18 protein-coding genes are annotated in these 16,046 nt (G+C 69.6%); 9 read left to right on the top strand and 9 right to left on the bottom strand.

Annotated features, from left to right (window positions below):
* Positions 1 to 21 precede the first annotated feature (21 nt).
* A complete protein-coding gene (locus Q3A80_RS15420; RefSeq protein WP_446329827.1) occupies positions 22 to 855 on the top strand; it encodes a molybdenum cofactor biosynthesis F family protein in 834 nt (277 codons plus the stop codon).
* Positions 852 to 1,661, top strand: a complete 810-nt coding sequence (locus Q3A80_RS15415; RefSeq protein WP_446329826.1) for an SDR family oxidoreductase — start codon at positions 852 to 854, stop codon at positions 1,659 to 1,661. Before Q3A80_RS15420 ends, Q3A80_RS15415 begins: the two co-directional genes overlap by 4 nt.
* Before the next feature lie 80 nt (positions 1,662 to 1,741).
* Here the strand turns inward: Q3A80_RS15415 and Q3A80_RS15410 are convergent, their stop codons facing one another.
* Positions 1,742 to 2,449, bottom strand: coding sequence for a dihydrodipicolinate reductase (locus Q3A80_RS15410; protein WP_446329825.1), 708 nt, complete (start codon positions 2,447 to 2,449; stop codon positions 1,742 to 1,744).
* Between the two features lie 353 nt (positions 2,450 to 2,802).
* Between Q3A80_RS15410 and Q3A80_RS15405 the strand changes: the two genes are divergently transcribed.
* Positions 2,803 to 3,516, top strand: a complete 714-nt coding sequence (locus Q3A80_RS15405; protein ID WP_446329824.1) for an SDR family NAD(P)-dependent oxidoreductase — start codon at positions 2,803 to 2,805, stop codon at positions 3,514 to 3,516.
* 20 nt (positions 3,517 to 3,536) lie between these two features.
* Here Q3A80_RS15405 and Q3A80_RS15400 read toward each other — a convergent pair whose 3' ends face one another.
* Positions 3,537 to 3,959: a RidA family protein gene (locus tag Q3A80_RS15400; protein WP_446329823.1), complete on the bottom strand. Its 423-nt coding sequence runs from the start codon at positions 3,957 to 3,959 to the stop codon at positions 3,537 to 3,539.
* Positions 3,960 to 4,047: 88 nt separating this feature from the next.
* On the opposite strand from Q3A80_RS15400, the gene Q3A80_RS15395 reads away from it, so the two are divergent.
* Complete coding sequence (locus tag Q3A80_RS15395) at positions 4,048 to 4,251, top strand: oxidoreductase-like domain-containing protein (protein ID WP_446329822.1); 204 nt, start codon at positions 4,048 to 4,050, stop codon at positions 4,249 to 4,251.
* Between the two features lie 105 nt (positions 4,252 to 4,356).
* On the opposite strand, the gene Q3A80_RS15390 is transcribed toward Q3A80_RS15395, so the two are convergent.
* Complete coding sequence (locus tag Q3A80_RS15390) at positions 4,357 to 5,820, bottom strand: MFS transporter (RefSeq protein WP_446329821.1); 1,464 nt, start codon at positions 5,818 to 5,820, stop codon at positions 4,357 to 4,359.
* A 177-nt stretch (positions 5,821 to 5,997) separates the two neighbouring features.
* On the opposite strand from Q3A80_RS15390, the gene Q3A80_RS15385 reads away from it, so the two are divergent.
* The 3 genes from Q3A80_RS15385 to Q3A80_RS15375 are packed head-to-tail and all read left to right on the top strand — an operon-like array spanning position 5,998 to position 7,534.
* The gene (locus Q3A80_RS15385; RefSeq protein WP_446329820.1) at positions 5,998 to 6,870 is read left to right on the top strand and encodes a LysR family transcriptional regulator; all 873 of its coding nucleotides are present in this window, start codon (positions 5,998 to 6,000) and stop codon (positions 6,868 to 6,870) included.
* Positions 6,871 to 6,922: 52 nt separating this feature from the next.
* A complete protein-coding gene (locus tag Q3A80_RS15380) occupies positions 6,923 to 7,189 on the top strand; it encodes a hypothetical protein (RefSeq protein WP_446329819.1) in 267 nt (88 codons plus the stop codon).
* A gap of 24 nt (positions 7,190 to 7,213) precedes the next feature.
* Positions 7,214 to 7,534, top strand: a complete 321-nt coding sequence (locus Q3A80_RS15375) for a DUF7660 family protein (RefSeq protein ID WP_446329818.1) — start codon at positions 7,214 to 7,216, stop codon at positions 7,532 to 7,534.
* A 43-nt stretch (positions 7,535 to 7,577) separates the two neighbouring features.
* Here Q3A80_RS15375 and Q3A80_RS15370 read toward each other — a convergent pair whose 3' ends face one another.
* A complete protein-coding gene (locus tag Q3A80_RS15370) occupies positions 7,578 to 8,477 on the bottom strand; it encodes a LysR family transcriptional regulator (RefSeq protein WP_446329817.1) in 900 nt (299 codons plus the stop codon).
* Between the two features lie 99 nt (positions 8,478 to 8,576).
* On the opposite strand from Q3A80_RS15370, the gene Q3A80_RS15365 reads away from it, so the two are divergent.
* Positions 8,577 to 9,557: an NAD-dependent epimerase/dehydratase family protein gene (locus Q3A80_RS15365; protein ID WP_446329816.1), complete on the top strand. Its 981-nt coding sequence runs from the start codon at positions 8,577 to 8,579 to the stop codon at positions 9,555 to 9,557.
* Positions 9,558 to 9,702: 145 nt separating this feature from the next.
* Here the strand turns inward: Q3A80_RS15365 and Q3A80_RS15360 are convergent, their stop codons facing one another.
* The 5 genes from Q3A80_RS15360 to Q3A80_RS15340 form a co-directional block, all read right to left on the bottom strand.
* On the bottom strand, positions 9,703 to 10,404 hold the full coding sequence (locus Q3A80_RS15360) for a DUF2848 domain-containing protein (RefSeq protein ID WP_446329815.1): 702 nt from the start codon (positions 10,402 to 10,404) through the stop codon (positions 9,703 to 9,705).
* Between the two features lie 50 nt (positions 10,405 to 10,454).
* Positions 10,455 to 11,774, bottom strand: coding sequence for an MFS transporter (locus Q3A80_RS15355; protein WP_446329814.1), 1,320 nt, complete (start codon positions 11,772 to 11,774; stop codon positions 10,455 to 10,457).
* A gap of 110 nt (positions 11,775 to 11,884) precedes the next feature.
* Positions 11,885 to 12,574, bottom strand: coding sequence for a hypothetical protein (locus Q3A80_RS15350; RefSeq protein ID WP_446329813.1), 690 nt, complete (start codon positions 12,572 to 12,574; stop codon positions 11,885 to 11,887).
* A 99-nt stretch (positions 12,575 to 12,673) separates the two neighbouring features.
* A complete protein-coding gene (locus Q3A80_RS15345; RefSeq protein WP_446329812.1) occupies positions 12,674 to 13,720 on the bottom strand; it encodes a LysR family transcriptional regulator in 1,047 nt (348 codons plus the stop codon).
* 199 nt (positions 13,721 to 13,919) lie between these two features.
* The gene (locus Q3A80_RS15340; protein ID WP_446329811.1) at positions 13,920 to 14,711 is read right to left on the bottom strand and encodes an SDR family NAD(P)-dependent oxidoreductase; all 792 of its coding nucleotides are present in this window, start codon (positions 14,709 to 14,711) and stop codon (positions 13,920 to 13,922) included.
* Between the two features lie 388 nt (positions 14,712 to 15,099).
* On the opposite strand from Q3A80_RS15340, the gene ypfJ reads away from it, so the two are divergent.
* On the top strand, positions 15,100 to 15,978 hold the full coding sequence (ypfJ, locus tag Q3A80_RS15335) for a KPN_02809 family neutral zinc metallopeptidase (RefSeq protein ID WP_446329810.1): 879 nt from the start codon (positions 15,100 to 15,102) through the stop codon (positions 15,976 to 15,978).
* The last annotated feature ends 68 nt before the right edge of the window (positions 15,979 to 16,046 follow it).

Below are 16,046 nucleotides of genomic sequence, written 5' to 3'. Positions count from 1 at the left end.
AAGCCGCGCGGGAGACGGCAGGTGGAACGACAGGATCCGGTATTCATTCAGGTTGGCGCTCTGGCGGACGGCTTCGCGCCCGACGCCAACATCCTCGCGCCCGTCAACGCGCTCGTCGGGCGCTCGATCGCCCTCGACGATGCATCGGGCGCGTGGCGTGTCTATACGTTCGACGCGGACGCGCTGCAATGGCGCGACGCGGCGACCGACACGGGCGGCCGCGCGCCGTGCCGCGTGACGCGGCTGCGCGACGACCTGTATTTCGTCGACTACATCGACCCGGCCGCGCGTGCAACGTCGGTCAGCCTCGTGATCGACATCGGCAACGGCGTATGGACGTCGGTGGTCGGCACGCTGCCGACCGAAGCCGATACGCATATCGACGCATTCACGCGCGTCGCGCGCGGGCTGCCGCTGACGGGCGTCGACGCGACGTTCCGGCACGGCATGCTCGGCGGCCATGCGCAGCCGGGCGCGCTGCACGGGCCCACGCGCGAACTGATCGGCAAGCGCACGATGTACCGCTACAGCCCGACCGAATGCTACGAGCACATCTACCTGAACGAGAACTTCTATGCATGGCAGTGTTTGCAGGGCGTCGAAGGCGGGCTCGCCGACGTGGACCGCTGTCATTACTTCAAAATCGCCGAGCAACTGTATCTGTTCGTGTGGCGCGAGAAGGTGGTGCCGACGCTCGGTGTCGTGCTGATCGACCTCGCGCAGCGCAAGACCGACGGCAAGATCTTCGGCTATCAGGGTGGCGATTTCGGCACGCTGTCGAACTTTCCCGTCGGCGCGCATGCGCAGGTGCTGAACGAAACCGTGCATCCGCTCGGTGCCGAGGCGCAACGATGAACGCCGTGCCGGGCAGCGGCCGGTTGCGTGCGGATTTCAGCGGCCGCGTCGTGCTCGTCACGGGTGCCGCGCAGGGCATCGGCGCGGCGATCGCGCGCCGTTTCGCGGAATCCGATGCATTCGTCGCGATTGCCGACCTGAACGGCGATGCCGCCGCCGCGCAAGCCGATACGCTGGCGTGCGCGGGCGCCAATGCGCGTGCGTATCGCGTGGACGCCGCCAGCCGCGCCGAACTCGTCGCGCTCGTCGCGGCGGTCGAGCGCGACGGCGGGCGGCTCGACGTCGTGATCCACAATGCCGCGTATTTCCCGCTCACGCCGTTCGCGCGAATCGACGAGCCGACGCTCGAACGCACGTTGTCCGTCAACCTGTCTGCGCTGTTCTGGCTCGCGCAGGCGGCGCTGCCGGCTTTCGAGCGCGCGGGGGCGGGCCGGCTGCTCGTCACGTCGTCGGTGACCGGGCCGCGCGTCGCGTATCCGGGGCTCGCGCACTACGCGGCATCGAAGGCCGGCGTGAACGGCTTCATCCGCGCGGCGGCACTCGAACTCGCGCGCCGCAACGTGACGGTCAACGGTGTCGAGCCGGGGATGATCCGCACGCCGGCAGCCGGCAATCTCGGCGACGCATCCGTCGCGGAGCAGATCGCGCGCGACATTCCGCTCGCGCGGATGGGCGAGCCGGAAGACATCGCGAATGCGATGCTGTTTCTCGCATCGGCCGATGCCGCGTACATCACCGGGCAGACGATCGTCGTCGACGGCGGCGCGACGCTGCCGGAGAGCGGGGCCGTGCTGGGCGGCGGGTGACGGGAATGCCGACCCTGGCGCCGGCGCGGCCGCCGTGTGCGCCGGCGGAGCGTGGGCCGGCGGCTCGTGCCGCGGCGCGCCTACAGCCAGCCGTTGTGAATGAATTCCACGATCGAGTAGCGGCGCGGCTCGAGTTCGTGCTGCCGCACGGCGTCCACGATTCGCGACACGCCGTCCGCGTAGGGCGCCGCGCCGTACACGCGCGATTCGAACTGCAGGCTGCATGCGCCGTCGTCGATGCGGATCCGGTGAAACGCATGGCGGCCGAGCTGATCGTCGGGAATCTGCAGCGCGTCGCGCTGCTCCGCGGGATCGCGTACGGAGCGAATGTCGTGCGCCGGAACGCCGAGCGAATGGCCGATGCCGAGCGCGGTGCCGGGCACGGACGTCTTGCTGGCCTGGTGCGACTCCGTCACGCTGATGCGGCAGTCGCGAAACAGGTGGCCGCTGGTTTCCAGCATGCTCATGAACTTGAGCATCAGGATGTTCGTGTTCGGACAAAGCACGACGGGAAAGCCGTGCGATCCGGTTTCGAGTGCGGAGCCGGTGGACAGCTCGATGAGCGGCGAACCCGTCGCGCGGCAGAATTCGATCGCGGCGGGCAGCTCGCGGCCCGATCCGGCGTGCACGACGATCGAACGGGCGTCGCCGGGCGCGGCGTCGCCATGTGCGGCCTCGGCGGCGGCGCGGTCGGGCCACGGCACCACGCGGCAGGTTGCCGGGTCGAGCCGGTGGGAACCGAGCAGTTCGGTTGCGAGCTTGCCGGTGCCTACGACGAGTACTTGCATGGGAGGGCGGGGTAAGTTTCGGGTTTCTTTCGGGTTTCTTTCGGGTTTCGATTGGCAGCCCGCGCAGCGCGTTCGAAGGACCGGCGAAACCGCCGTGTCCGTTGCGCCGCGCTGCGCAGCGGCCTCGCGCATTATGCCCGCGCGGGTTCCCCGCGTGCGGGTCGGCCCGGGCTCGTCGTGGTGTCGGTGCATCGGCTTCGCCGATTCGTCGCACCCGCTCGTTCGCCGCCGTTCGCACCGCAGCGTGAACGGCGCTACGCTGTCGAAACGCCGACCGGTCTGTCCGTGTCGCGGCCGCACCGGCTCCGAACGCCGTATCATCCGATACCCACTCGACCCAGGAGAGCATATCGATGGAACATGACCTGAAAGGCAAGGCAGTCGCGATTACCGGCGGATTTGGCCATCTCGGCATTGCAACGGCCGCGTGGCTCGGCGCGCGTGGCGCGCGCGTCGCGCTGATCGGCCGCGGCGCGGCGCCGGACGCGCATGCGTTGCCCGGCGTGCCGGCCGATGCGCTGCGCATCGGCGGCATCGATCTGGTCGATCCGCAGGCGGCCGTGCGCGCGCTCGATACCATGAATCGCGAATTCGGCCGGGTCGATGCGCTGCTGAACATCGCGGGCGCATTCGTGTGGCAGACGATCGCCGATGGCGATGCGGCGACGTGGGACCGCATGTACGACCTGAACGTGAAGACGGCGCTGAACGCGTCGAAGGCCGCGCTGCCGTATCTGGTGGCGAGCCCGGCGGGCCGCATCGTCAACATCGGCGCGGGCGCGGCATTCAAGGCCGGTGCGGGGATGGGCGCGTATGCGGCCGCAAAGGCTGGCGTCGCGCGGCTCACCGAGGCGCTTGCGGCGGAGTTGCTCGACCGTGGCGTGACCGTGAACGCGCTGCTGCCGAGCATCATCGACACGCCGCCGAACCGCAAGGACATGCCCGATGCGGACTTCTCGCGCTGGGTGCGGCCGGAGCAGCTTGCGGCGACGATCGGGTTCCTGCTGTCGGCGGACGCGCAGGCGATCACCGGCGCATCGATTCCGGTGAGCGGGCGCGTGGCGTAACGAAAGGCTTGCTCGCCGACTCATGTTCGACGCGAAGCCATCCGGAATCGCGCCAGCGGAATTTCCGCGATCGCCGCGATTTCGATCAGCAGATCGGTGCGGTACAGGCGTTCGACCTGAACGGTCGTCGTCACCGGGTAGGGCTCGGCGAAGAACGCATTGCGAATGTCGCCGGCCTGCATGAACGCGTCGATGTCGGTCGCGTAGTGAACCAGCGAGATCACGTCCTGCATCTGTCCGCCCAGTGCGGCGAGTACGTCGCGAATGTTGCCGAGCGCCTGCCTGACCTGTGCGCGCATATCGCCGGGACCGACGACGTGTCCGTCCCGGTCGAGCGCGACCTGCCCCTTCAGATGCACGATCCGGCCGTCGCCCTGGATCACGGCCATCGAGAACGCGCCGAACGGCGCCCAGACTTCCGGCGGATTCACTGCTTTCGACATGACGCGACTCCGGTCGGTGATGGACGCGCGGATGCATGCCGCGGACCGTCACCGTATACTTGGAATTCGACATTATGTGACTGAAGCCGTGACCAAGCCTGCCTCCGCGGATACGCCCGCGCTCGCCGACGATCCGCGTCCGACCCCGCCCGAACAACCCGAACTGGAAGACTGCTGCAACAGCGGCTGCTCGCCGTGCGTATTCGACCTGTACGACGAAGCACTGGCGCGCTATCGCGTCGAACTGGCCGAATGGGAAGCGCGGCACCCGCAACAGAACCATCAGCGGTGAAGTGATCCCACTACCGGCTACCGGCTACCGGCTACCGGCTACCGGCCGTGCGCGTGCCGTTTCGTCCCGTTGCGCTGCCGCCGATGCGTTCCCGATCCGAGAGCATCACGCGGCGGCCCGCATCCGGCGCCGGTGCAGCGGCCCCAACGCGGCTGACAACGCGACGCACACGAGCAGCACCACCGTCAACGCCCCCATCGCCGTCCGGAATCCCTGCACGTAGTCGAGCGCACCGGGCTGCGCGCCGAGCCGCGCAAAGAACAATCCGCCGAGCGTCGCCGCGCCGACTGCCGCGCCGATCTGCAGCATCGCGGTGACCATGCCGGATGCGACGCCGGCGCGCGCCGCGTCCACTTCGGCGAGCACGATCCGCACGACCGACGGCAGCACGAGACCCTGCCCGATGCCGATCGCCGCGATGCCCGCATAGAAACCCGCGCCAGGCGCATGCTCGCCTGCGAGTGCGGCGGCGGTCGCGACGCCGGCCGCGAGCATCGCGAAGCCGAGCGTGAGCACGCGATGGCCGCCGAAACGGTCCACCAGGCGCGGCATCAGCAGCGGGCTCGCGAGGAAGCCGAGGCCGAGCGGCAGAATCGCCAGCCCCGACGCGAGCGGCGACCAGTTCAGGCAACCCTGCAGATAGATCCCGTAGCTCAGGAAGAACGCGCTCAGCATGTAGAACAGGAACGCGAGCATGAGCCCGAGCGCGACGACCGGATTGCGCAGCAGCCGCACGTCGAGCAGCGGATCGCGGCCGCCGGCGAGCCGCCGTGCTTCGACTGCCAGCAGTGCGCCCAGCATCGGCAACGCGCCGACGATGCACGCGACCATCCACAGCGGCCAGCCGGCCTCGCGTCCGTGCGTGAGCGGATAGACGAGCATCAACAGGAACAGCGACAGCAGCACGGTGCCGGGCACGTCGATGCGCTGGCCGCGCGGCGGCCGGCTTTCCGGAATGAACCGCCAGCTGCCGAGCAGCGCAAGGATGCCGATCGGCACGTTGACCAGGAAGATCGCGCGCCAGCCGAGTCCGAACGGATGCAGGCTGATCAGCGCGCCGCCGCCCAACTGGCCGAGCACGGCCGCGAGCCCGAACACGAAACCGTAGAAGCCCATGACGCGCACCTGCTCCTGCGGGCTGAATACGCTGCGGATCGTCGCGAGCACCTGCGGCGCGAGGATTGCGGCGAACAGGCCCTGCAGCACGCGGCCGCCGACCAGCACCGCGCCGCTTCCGGCGAGCCCGCACAGCGCGGAGGCGACGACGAAGCCCGCCATCCCGACCATGAACATCCGCTTGCGGCCGTACAGATCGCCGAGACGCCCGCCGGTGATCTGCACGACCGCGTTCGCGCACGCGTAGGCCGATACGACGAGCTGCAGCTCGGCCGGCCGCGCGCCGATGCCGTCGCGGATCGCCGGCAGCGCGAGATTCACGATGAAGTAGTCGAGCGGCGGCAGAATGGCGCCGACCAGCAGGACCACGAGCGCCCAGCCGTGATGGCTGCGCGGCGGTGCCGCGGCGGCCGCGCCGGCCGGCGCGCAAGGGGCGAGAGTGTTGTCGCTCATGAATGAAGATCCGAAAGAATGAGGGCCGCAACGCACGCAGTGCGCACAACGCGTCCCGAATCCCGTGGCGACGCGTCCAGGCGGCCGTTGAACCGATATTCTGCGGATCGTCGATGATTCGGAAAAGCGGGAATTGGTGGTAGCATCCATCGGGTTATTCGATGGATGGAGGGCGCGATGCGCGGTTTCGACCTGGATCAGTTACGCACTTTCGCGGCGGTGGCGGACGCCGGCAGCCTGACGGCCGCCGCGCCGCTGCTGCATCTGTCGCAGTCGACGGTCAGCGAGCAGGTGCGCAAGCTCGAGTCGCGCGCCGGCGTGCCGCTGTTCGTGCGCAGCAAGCGCGGCGTCGAGCCGACGCCGGCCGGCGCGCGGCTGCTGCAGCATGCGCGGCGCATCGTGGCGCTGAACGAGGCCGCGTTCGACGAACTGCGCGGACAGGCGATCAAGGGCGAATTGCGCGTCGCGATCACCGACTACTACCGGACCCATGAAGTCGCGGGCCTGCTCGCGCGATTGCGGGAGTGCTACCCGCAGTTGAGCCTGCACGTGAGCGCGATGAAGAGCGCGGACATCGAGGCCGCGCATGCGCGCGGACAGATCGATCTCGGCGTCGTGATGAACCTGTCGAGCGGCCCGTTCCGGCCCGCGTCGGCCGATACGCGGTGGGTGCTGCGGCGCGAGGCGCTGTCGTGGGTCGCGTCGCCCGCGCTCGCCGAGCAGTTGCCCGAGCCGTTGCCGCTGGTGTTGCTGCCGGACGACTGCATGATGCATCAGATCGCGGTGCGCTCGCTCGACGAGCAGCACGCGCCGTACGTGCTGGTGCACAGCGCGTCGGGTGTCGCCGGGCTGCAGTCGATGCTGGCGGCGGGGCTGGGTGTCGGTTGCCTGTGCGCGTCGGCGATCGGCGACGGCCTCGTGCGGCTCGGCGCGAAATACCGGCTGCCGGCGCTGCCCGACGCGGTGTTCTCGCTGACGCCGCCGATGCCGGGCGAGCGCGACACGGTCACGCAGGCGCGCGAGGTGCTGTCGCGGCAGTTGCTGATGTGAAGCACGGATGTGCGTTAGCGAGGCAATACGCATTCGATGGGAGTCGGCGCCGATGAAAATATCGAGCGATTTCGGGATTGTCGTGCGGCGCGCGGCTCTCGTCGAGAAAGCGGTCGACCTGTCAGCGGTCATGCGCGAATTCAATTTCACCTGCTGCTTCGACGAGTCGGACCGGCTGGTGTCGCTCGGCCCATTCTTCGGCGGCGACGCTGCCGATGCGTGCATGAGGTCGCTCGCACGTCTCGGGCTGGTCTACTTCGACGATTTCTTCATCGTCGAGGAAACGTATCCCGGTTGGTGCGAGATGGAAGCTTTCTGAGCGTTGCGTACCAGGGCGATACGCATGCACGACGAACTGAAACGCCGGATGGCCGAGCGGCTGCAGCACGCGCTCGAACGCGTGGTCGACGAACGCTCGCTGATTCACTTCCTGCGCGTGCTCGGCCACGACTGGCACACCGAGCGCCAGCTCGAAGCCGACGCGCCGCTGTCGCCGCATGCGATCGCCGCGCCCGGCTCGGAAAATCGCTCGATCGGCGAGTATCTGGACGCGATGGTCGACTGGGCCGAAGCATCGGAGGAAGCGCTGCATTGCCACGATCTGCCCGGCAACCCGTGGCGGCGCATCGCCGACATCCTGTTCGCCGGCAAGACTTGCGAATGAGCCCGCGCCGCGGCGATGCACGCGCGCGCCGGGTGCGAACGACCTAGTCGGCCGTCCCTTGCGCATACGCGCGCAGCCCGTTCGCCAGCGCATCGAACACGGCCCGGCAGCGCGGGCTCGTGCGCAGATCCTCGTGCATGACGACCCAGGTTTCCAGCTTCATTCCCGGCCCGTCCGGCAGCACGCGCACGAGCCGCGCATCGCGTTGCGCGAGCCGGTTCTGGCAGAAGCCGATCCCGTAGCCGGCGCGGATCATCGCGAGATGCGCGAGATTGCTGTCGGTGCGCAGCGCGAACGCATCGCGTTTCCAGAACGGCATCCCGCGCCCGGCGGAGCGAATGAACGGCGTCACCGTATCGAACCCGATCAGCGCGTGATGGGCGAGTTCGTCCATCGTAGCCGGTGTGCCGTTGCGCGCCAGATAGTCGTCGCGCGCATGCAACCCGACGTCGATCTCGCCGACGCGCCGCGCGACGAGCGCTTCCTGCGCGGGCGCGGCCATCCGCACCGCGACGTCGGCTTCGCGATTCAGCACGTCCTGGATGCGGTCGGTCGGCACGAGTTCGATCACGAGCCCCGGATGGTCGCGCCGCAACTGCGCGAGCATCGGCGGCAGCACCTCGACCGCGATCACGTCGCTCGCCGAAATCCGTACGGTGCCGCGCACGCCCGCGCCATGGCTCGCCGCCGCCCGCTCGAATGCGGCCGCCGCGCTGCGTAGCGCCTCAGCGTGGCCGCGCAGCGCGAGGGCCGCCTCGGTCGGCAGCAGACCCGACGGCGAGCGCGTGAACAGCGTCTGGCCGAACGCGGCTTCGAGCGCCGCGACGTGACGGCCGGCCGTCGGCTGCGTGATGCCGAGCGCGCGCGCGGCGCCCGACAGCGAGCCTTCCGTCAGCACGGCCAGAAAGGTGCGGTAGCGTTCCCAGTTCAGATCGGTGGTCATGCATAAATGTATAGCCGACTGGCGATGTTCGGCAATTTATTGTCATGTCGTCCGACGCGAGAATACGTGCTGACAACGGTTCATTCACGGAGAACGGCAATGGCGGCGAACGCAGGCGGGACGCAACGACAGGCACTCGTGCTCGGCGCGAGCGGAGGCATCGGCGGCGAAGTCGCGCGCCAGTTGCGCGATGCCGGCTGGCAGTTGCGCGCGCTCAAGCGCGGGCTCGACGCCGATTCGGTCGAGCGCGACGGCATCGCGTGGATGCGCGGCGACGCGCTCGACCGCGAAGCCGTGGTTCGCGCGGCGCGCGGCTGCAGCGTGATCGTGCATGCGGTGAACCCGCCCGGTTACCGGAACTGGGCGACGCAGGTGCTACCGATGCTCGACAGCACGATCGCGGCGGCGACGGCGGCGCAGGCGACGGTCGTGCTGCCGGGGACGGTCTACAACTTCGGACCCGACGCGTTTCCGCTGTTGCGCGAAGAGGCGCCGCAGCATCCGGTGACGCGCAAGGGCGCGATCCGTGTCGAGATGGAGCGGCGATTGCAAGCGGCGACCGCGCAGGGCGTGCGGACGATCGTCGTGCGGGCCGGCGATTTCTTCGGCGCGCACGCGGGCAACAACTGGTTCGGGCAGGGGCTCGTGAAGGCGGGGCGACCCGTCGCGGCCATCAGTGTGCCGAACCGGCCGGGCATCGGCCACCAATGGGCGTACCTGCCGGACGTCGCGCGCACGATGGTCGAACTGGTCGAGCGGCGCGCCACGCTGGAGCCGTTCGCGTGTTTTCATCTGGCCGGTCACTGGGACGCGGACGGCATGCAGATGGCCCAAGCCGTGCGCCGCGTCGCGCAGCGGCACGGGCTGCAGCCGGAGGTGCGGCGTTTCCCGTGGTGGCTCGTGTGGGCAGCGGCGCCATTCGTCACGACGATGCGCGAGATGCTCGAAATGCGCTATCTGTGGCGCGAGCCGCTCCGGATGGACAATGCGCGATTGACGGCGGTGCTGGGCCGCGAGCCGCTGACGCCGCTCGATACGGCGGTGGAGCGAACGCTGGCGGGGCTGGGTTGCTTGCCGTGACGGCGAGCGGCGAGCGGCGAACGGCGAACGGCGAACGGCGAACGGCGAACGGCGAACGGCGAACGGCGAGCGGCGAACGGCGACGATGCGGCGCTCGCGCGGATGCGGTTCATCGTGTCGATTGCCCGCGCACCGCCCCCGTTCGTCATGCCACGACGGGCAACACCTCGACCGCATACCCGTGCCGCAGGCTCCGGCCGAGCACCGGATCGTGCAGTTCCATCTCGAACGCGTCGCCGTCGTCCATCGCCGCGATCGCGCCGTGCACGGTGACGGTGCCACCGAACATCGCGCAGCGTGCAGGCATCGTGCGCCGGTCGTCGAAACGCTGCCACAGCGCATCGGGCGCCAGCAGCCCGCTGACCGCGCCGTGCTGGTACGCGACACGCTCGCCGCCGCGCTTGACCAGCCACGACCGCATCTCCAGTGCATCCCAGTGATCGGCGACGTCCGCATGGCGCCACGCATCGCGGCCGAGAGGCTTCGCGCACACCTGTTTCGATACCGCGACGCCGTAGGCCTCGACTTCGCGATCCGTATGATCGGATCCGAGCGTGACCAGCGTGCCGGCCGGGCTGTCGATCAGCACGCATTCGATCTCGCCGCCCGAGCGCGCACCGAGCACGCCGATCGACGGCGCCTGGGTGAGCAGCGCAGGCGACACGCGATAGAAGCACGGCGTGGTCGACGGCGGCGCGACGCCGAGTGCCGCGAGTTCGTCGATGTGCGCGCGGATCGCCGCCGGGTCGCGCCCGGCCCAGCCGGCGATCACGACGCGTTCGATCGCGACGTCGACATGGGCCGACGCGTGTTGCAGGGACATCACGTTGAACGACAGGGCTTGCATGCGGATATCCGTTTGAAGGGCGAATGAATCGGAATCGGTCGGCCGCATGCTCAATCGGCGAGCGGCCGATGCGCGGTCTCGCGCGCCGCCAGCAGCGCGATCGACGTCACGACGAGCGCGGCGGCCACATACAGCGACACGGCCGTCGTGGTTCCGGTCTGGCGGAACAGCGTCGCGATCACGAGCGGCGCGAAGCCGCCGCCGACGATGCCGGCGAGCGTGTACGCCAGCGACGAGCCTGCGTAACGCACGCGCGTCGGGAACTGTTCGGTGACGAACGCGCCTTGCGGGCCGTACATCACCGCATGGATCACCAGCCCGATCGCAACCGCCGCGACGATCGCCGCCGGCCGCGCCGAATCGAGCAGCGTGAAGAACACGAACGCCCACACGATCCCCGCGATCGCGCCGGCCAGGTAGACCGGGCGGCGCCCGAAGCGGTCCGACAGCGCACCGAAGAACGGCACCGCGAGCGCATTGCACGCCGTGCCGATCATCACGGCGGTGAGCGCGACGGGGCGCGACAGGTGCAGCACGGTCGTCACATAGGTCAGCGTGAACACGACGATCAGCGCGTACAGCACGTCGGAGCCGATGCGCGAGCCGCCGGCGATCAGCAGGCGGCGCCAGTGGCGCTTCAGCACTTCGGCGACGGGTACGTCGGCGGTCGCATGGGATTCGGCGAGCTGCTCGAACTGCGGCGTTTCGTCGACGCCGCGCCGCACCCAGAAGCCGAACGCGACGAGCAGCGCGCTGGCCGCGAACGGCACGCGCCAGCCCCACGACAGGAAGTCGCCGGACGAGGTGGACAGCGTCACGAGCGCGATGCAGCCGGTGCCGAGCAGCGTGCCGAACGACGGGCCGATCTGCGTCCACGATGCGGACAACCCGCGCCGCTTCTGGTCGCCGTGCTCGACCGACAGCAGGACCGCGCCGGCCCATTCGCCGCCGAGCGCGACGCCCTGCACGAAGCGCAGCGCGACGAGCAGGATCGGGCTCAGGATGCCGGCCTGCGCATAGGTCGGCAGCGCGCCCATCAGCGCGGTCGTCACGCCCATCAGCACGAGCGTGAGCATCAGTACCGCGCGGCGGCCGATGCGGTCGCCGAGATTGCCGAATACGAAGCCGCCGAGCGGACGCGACACGTAGCCGACCGCATAGGTCGAAAACGCGAGGATCGTGCCGGCCAGCGGATCGACCGACGGGAAGAACAGATGGTTGAAGACGAGCGCGGCGAGCGTGTTGTAGATCGTGAAGTCGTACCACTCGAGCGACGTGCCGATCATGCTCGCGGTCGCGAGTCGGCTGTTGCGGACGCGGCGGGGCGCGTGGGCGGCGGGCTGGGCGAGAGTGCTCATGGTGTCGGGCATGTCGTGAAGGATGACGGATGACGCGCCGCCCCCGATGCGCGGGCCGCGCATGGCGCAGGCGCGACGTGCGGGGCGGCCGCTGTCGGCTCCTGGGCGGTTCGGGTTCCGGCTCAGGCCGGTAGTTCGGCTGCGGTAGCGGGCTTCGCTGCGGCGTGGCGATGTGCGGCGGGCAGCGGTGCGGCGGCGCGCCACAGCAGGTCGAACGTGCGCACGTCGTCGTGGCCGGCGATCGCGGCGGCGAGCCGGCGCGTGGCCGCGGCGTCGCTGCCTTCGATCAGCACGATTGCGTCGGCGTCAGCGCGCGCGGCCGCATCGGCGCCGATCGGCGCGGACAGTTCCGGCGCGGTGCGGAACAGCCGCGCCGCATGAACGCCGGGTTCGCGCAGCGCCTCGTCGAAGCGCTCGCGCAACTGCGCCGCGTCGATGCGTTGCGGCGGCAGCACGAACAGCGCGAGATGGATGCCTTCGCCGTCGCCGGCCTCGATCGTCAGTTCGCCGACGCGCCGCTGCGTGCCCGTCATCCGCTCGAAGTTCGCGAGCGACCACGCGGTCTGCTGCGTGAACGCGCGCCGGTACGCGTCGCTGCGGAATACGTCGAGCGTGTCCGTCACGTACAGCGCCAGATATTTGCGAGGCCCGCCGTCGGTTGCGCGAAACCGCCGCGCATGCGTGAAGCCCGGAATCGCGACACGCTCCTGCATGTGCTCGCGGTCGTACCACGCGTTGAATTCGGCTTCGTGCGCGGGATCGATATCCGTCCAGACGCAGAGCTGGCCGTGCGGAAGGGAAAGGCGGGTCATTGCGGGTTCCTTGTGACGCGGTGGGTCAGGAACTGCAGTGTCCCGAAGACGGGCCGAGCCCGTCCAACAAGAAAACAAATTCGCGGTAAACAGGTTTTCTTATGAGCGGCGCGGACGGCGTTTCGCAGCGGTGGCGGGCGGCGCGGACGCCGACGAGCGTTTTGCCGCCGCGGTGCGGGGCCTGGCTTTGGCCGCCGGGCGAGCCGGCGCGTCGCCGACGGACACGGCTCCGATCGTTGCCGCCGCCTCGGGCTTCGCCTGACTCGCCGCCGCGGACATCGCGCGCGCGACTTCGCTCGCCAGTTCCGCGATGCGCGCGGCGACCGGCAGCCCCTGCGTGCGATACGACGCGACGAGCGGCAGCGCCGGGAATTCGGGTTCGACGTCGAGCAGTTCGAGCGCGCCTTCGTGCAACTCGCGGCCGATGATCGCGGGCGGCAGCGCGGCCACGCCGAACCCGTCGGCCACGAGCCGGATCATCGCGGCGACCGACGTGATGCAGTTGATGCTGGCCGGCCGCTCGACCGCCGCGAACAGCCGCTCGATCGTCGCATGCGGCCCCGAATGGCGCGAGAAGCTGATGATCGGGTACGCGGCGAGCCGCGCGACGTCGAGCCGTTCGCCGCCGAGCCCGAGGCGCGGGCTCGCGACCCAGCGCACCGGGAATTCGCACAGCGGCAGGTTCGTGAAGTCCGGGCCCGGCACGGGGTCGGTCTGCAGGATCAGGTCGACGCCGTCGGTGCTCATCAGGCGGATCAGGTGCAACGTGGTGTCGCTCGTGATCTCGACGTCGAGGCGCGGATAGCGCTCGCGCAATTGCGCCATCAGCGCCGGAAACCAGCTGTGCACGATCGACTCGATCACGCCGATCCGGATCAGCCCCGCGTCGCTCGCCGCATCGATGTCGCGCCGCATCTCGCTGTCGAGCCGCACGATCCGCTCCGCGTACGCGAGCATGCGGCGACCTGCGGGCGTGAGCGTGGCCGAGCGCGTGTTGCGGTCGAACAGCCGCACGTCGAACGCCTCTTCCAGCGACGCGATGCGGCTCGACACGGCGGCCTGCGTCGTGTGCAGTTTCTCGGCCGTGAGCCGGAAGTTTTCCAGCTTCGCGAGCCAGACGAAGGTTTCCAGAAACCGGATGTTCATCGAAGTCCGAAGGGTGAGGCTGCGCCGCGCGGCGGCGGGATCGGTCGATGTTAGCGGATTTCCGGCGCGGGAAACGAGCGGACGGCGAGCGGACGGCGAGCGGGGCTGGGTGCTGGCGGACGCCCAGCCTCACGACATGCGCCCGACATCCCGCGATCACGCGCAACCCGGCATCGTGCGGACACGTCGCCGCCGGGCGTCACAGTTTGTCGAACGCGAGCGTCGGCACATCGACGACCATCGCGCCGCCGTCGGCGACGAGCGTCGCGCCGGTCACGAACGACGCGTCGGGCGAAGCGAGGAATGCGCAGACGGCCGCGATCTCGTCCGGATCGGCCGCGCGCCGCAGCGGCACGTCGGCGCTGACGCGCGCATACGCGCCGTCGAGCGTGTCGCCGTACGCGGACATCAGCGGTGCCATTTCCGCATCGGCCATCGGCGTGCGGACCCAGCCCGGGCACACCGCGTTCGCGCGCACGCCGTGCGGCCCGTAGTCGCGCGCGAGCGATCGTACAAGCCCGAGCAGCGCATGTTTGCCGACCGTATAGCCGCACACGCCGGGGCCGGCCGCGAGCGCCGCGATCGATGCGACGAGCACGATGCTGCCGCGCTGCGCGATCAGATCGGGCAGGCACGCGCGTGCGCTGACGAACGCGGTGTCGAGATTCGCATGCATCGCGTCGCGCCATTGCGTGTCGCCGGTTTCGTCCGCGCGGCCGAGGCCGTGGCCGCCCGCGCATGCGATCAGCGAATCGACGCGGCCGAATCGTCCGGCGATTTCCGGCAGGAAGCGGGCCCAGTCGGCCGTGCTCGCCGCGTCGCCGGCGAGCGCGAGGCCGCCAAGTTCGGCGGCGAGCGCATCGAGCGGGGCCCGACGCCGCCCGAGCAGCACGACGCGGTCGCCGCTGGCGGCGAAGCGCCGCGCGCACGCGGCACCGATGCCGGTGCCTGCGCCGGTGATCGCGATCGTACGGGGGTGAGGGTGCGACATGTCGTTCTCCGGAAGGGGGTCTCCGGTCACTTTAGGCGCCGCGGACACACGCCGGTATCCGCCGAAAGGATGAACGCGGACCGTCCGGCCGCCGCCCCATTTTGCAAAGGCTAACGATGTTCGACGCCGAACCGCTCTATCCTCCGTATTTTTGCGATAAGTCGCAAAAGCCCGGCAAAATAGAGCGCGGGCGAGCCCGCGCATCGACGCGCGGCGCGCCGGCAGGCCGACTCCGTCGTGCAAGCGGAGCGGCCGGCGGCGAGATCGGCGCCAGCGCGCGTCCGATGCGGATGAATCGCGTGTGCCGATGACGGACGCTCGCGGCGACGGATCGCCCGGTTGCGCATGGCGCGGCCGGATCATCGACAAGAACAGGGAGGGGCCCGCAATGAGGCTGGACGACGAAAGAGAAAGCGTAAACGTCGAGGATCGACGCGGCGGCGGCGGGTTCGGCGGCGGCCGCGCGACCATCGGCATCGGCACGATCGTGGTCGCGCTCGCTGCGTCGTATTTCTTCGGGATCGACCCGCGCGTCGTGCTCGAAGGCGCATCGGCGCTGCAGGGCCGCCAGCAGCAGGCGCAACCCGCGCCGACGCAACGCCAGGGTGCGCCGGCGAACGACCCCGGCGCGGTGTTCACGCGCAAGGTGCTCGGCAATATCGAGCGCACGTGGTCGGGCGTCTTCAACACGCAACTGCACGCGCAGTACGAGCCGCCGAAGCTCGTGATGTTCGCGAATTCGACGTCGACCGCGTGCGGCACCGGCCAGACCGCGATGGGCCCGTTCTACTGTCCGGCCGACCGCAAGGTGTATATCGACCTCGGCTTCTACGACGAACTGCGCAAGCGCTTCGGCGCGGGCGGCGATTTCGCGCAGGCGTACGTGATCGCGCATGAGGTCGGCCATCACGTGCAGAACCTGCTCGGCATTTCCGACAAGGTCGACGCCGCGCGCCGGCGTTCGAGCGAGGCGCGCTCGAACGCGCTGTCGGTGCGGATGGAGCTGCAGGCCGACTGCTTCGCCGGCGTGTGGGCGAACAATGCGCAGCGTGCGAACCAGCATCTGATGGAACCCGGCGATTTCGAGCAGGGGCTGAAGGCGGCGGCCGCGATCGGCGACGACCGGCTGCAGCAGCAAGGGCAGGGCTACGTCGTGCCGGAGAGCTTCACGCACGGCTCCAGCGAGCAGCGCGTGTACTGGCTGCGGCGCGGGATGGAGTCGGGCGAGGTGAGCGCGTGCGACACGTTCGCCGCGAATGCGCACTGAGCACGCATTGAGCACGCACCGATACGGATCCTGACCGACAGGGCGGGGCGCACACGCTGCTGCGCCGT

This window comes from Burkholderia sp. SR8 (assembly GCF_052851275.1).
Note: the sequence above shows the minus strand (reverse complement) of the source record. Positions and strands in the feature narration are given on the sequence as shown.

Coding starts and splice junctions, on each gene's coding strand:
- Q3A80_RS15415 (WP_446329826.1), top strand. CDS start 852: ATGAACGCCGTGCCGGGCAGCGGCCGGTTGCGTGCGGATTTCAGCGGC.
- Q3A80_RS15410 (WP_446329825.1), bottom strand. CDS start 2,449: ATGCAAGTACTCGTCGTAGGCACCGGCAAGCTCGCAACCGAACTGCTC.
- Q3A80_RS15405 (WP_446329824.1), top strand. CDS start 2,803: ATGGAACATGACCTGAAAGGCAAGGCAGTCGCGATTACCGGCGGATTT.
- Q3A80_RS15400 (WP_446329823.1), bottom strand. CDS start 3,959: ATGTCGAAAGCAGTGAATCCGCCGGAAGTCTGGGCGCCGTTCGGCGCG.
- Q3A80_RS15390 (WP_446329821.1), bottom strand. CDS start 5,820: ATGAGCGACAACACTCTCGCCCCTTGCGCGCCGGCCGGCGCGGCCGCC.
- Q3A80_RS15385 (WP_446329820.1), top strand. CDS start 5,998: ATGCGCGGTTTCGACCTGGATCAGTTACGCACTTTCGCGGCGGTGGCG.
- Q3A80_RS15380 (WP_446329819.1), top strand. CDS start 6,923: ATGAAAATATCGAGCGATTTCGGGATTGTCGTGCGGCGCGCGGCTCTC.
- Q3A80_RS15375 (WP_446329818.1), top strand. CDS start 7,214: ATGCACGACGAACTGAAACGCCGGATGGCCGAGCGGCTGCAGCACGCG.
- Q3A80_RS15370 (WP_446329817.1), bottom strand. CDS start 8,477: ATGACCACCGATCTGAACTGGGAACGCTACCGCACCTTTCTGGCCGTG.
- Q3A80_RS15365 (WP_446329816.1), top strand. CDS start 8,577: ATGGCGGCGAACGCAGGCGGGACGCAACGACAGGCACTCGTGCTCGGC.
- Q3A80_RS15360 (WP_446329815.1), bottom strand. CDS start 10,404: ATGCAAGCCCTGTCGTTCAACGTGATGTCCCTGCAACACGCGTCGGCC.
- Q3A80_RS15355 (WP_446329814.1), bottom strand. CDS start 11,774: ATGCCCGACACCATGAGCACTCTCGCCCAGCCCGCCGCCCACGCGCCC.
- Q3A80_RS15350 (WP_446329813.1), bottom strand. CDS start 12,574: ATGACCCGCCTTTCCCTTCCGCACGGCCAGCTCTGCGTCTGGACGGAT.
- Q3A80_RS15345 (WP_446329812.1), bottom strand. CDS start 13,720: ATGAACATCCGGTTTCTGGAAACCTTCGTCTGGCTCGCGAAGCTGGAA.
- Q3A80_RS15340 (WP_446329811.1), bottom strand. CDS start 14,711: ATGTCGCACCCTCACCCCCGTACGATCGCGATCACCGGCGCAGGCACC.
- ypfJ (WP_446329810.1), top strand. CDS start 15,100: ATGAGGCTGGACGACGAAAGAGAAAGCGTAAACGTCGAGGATCGACGC.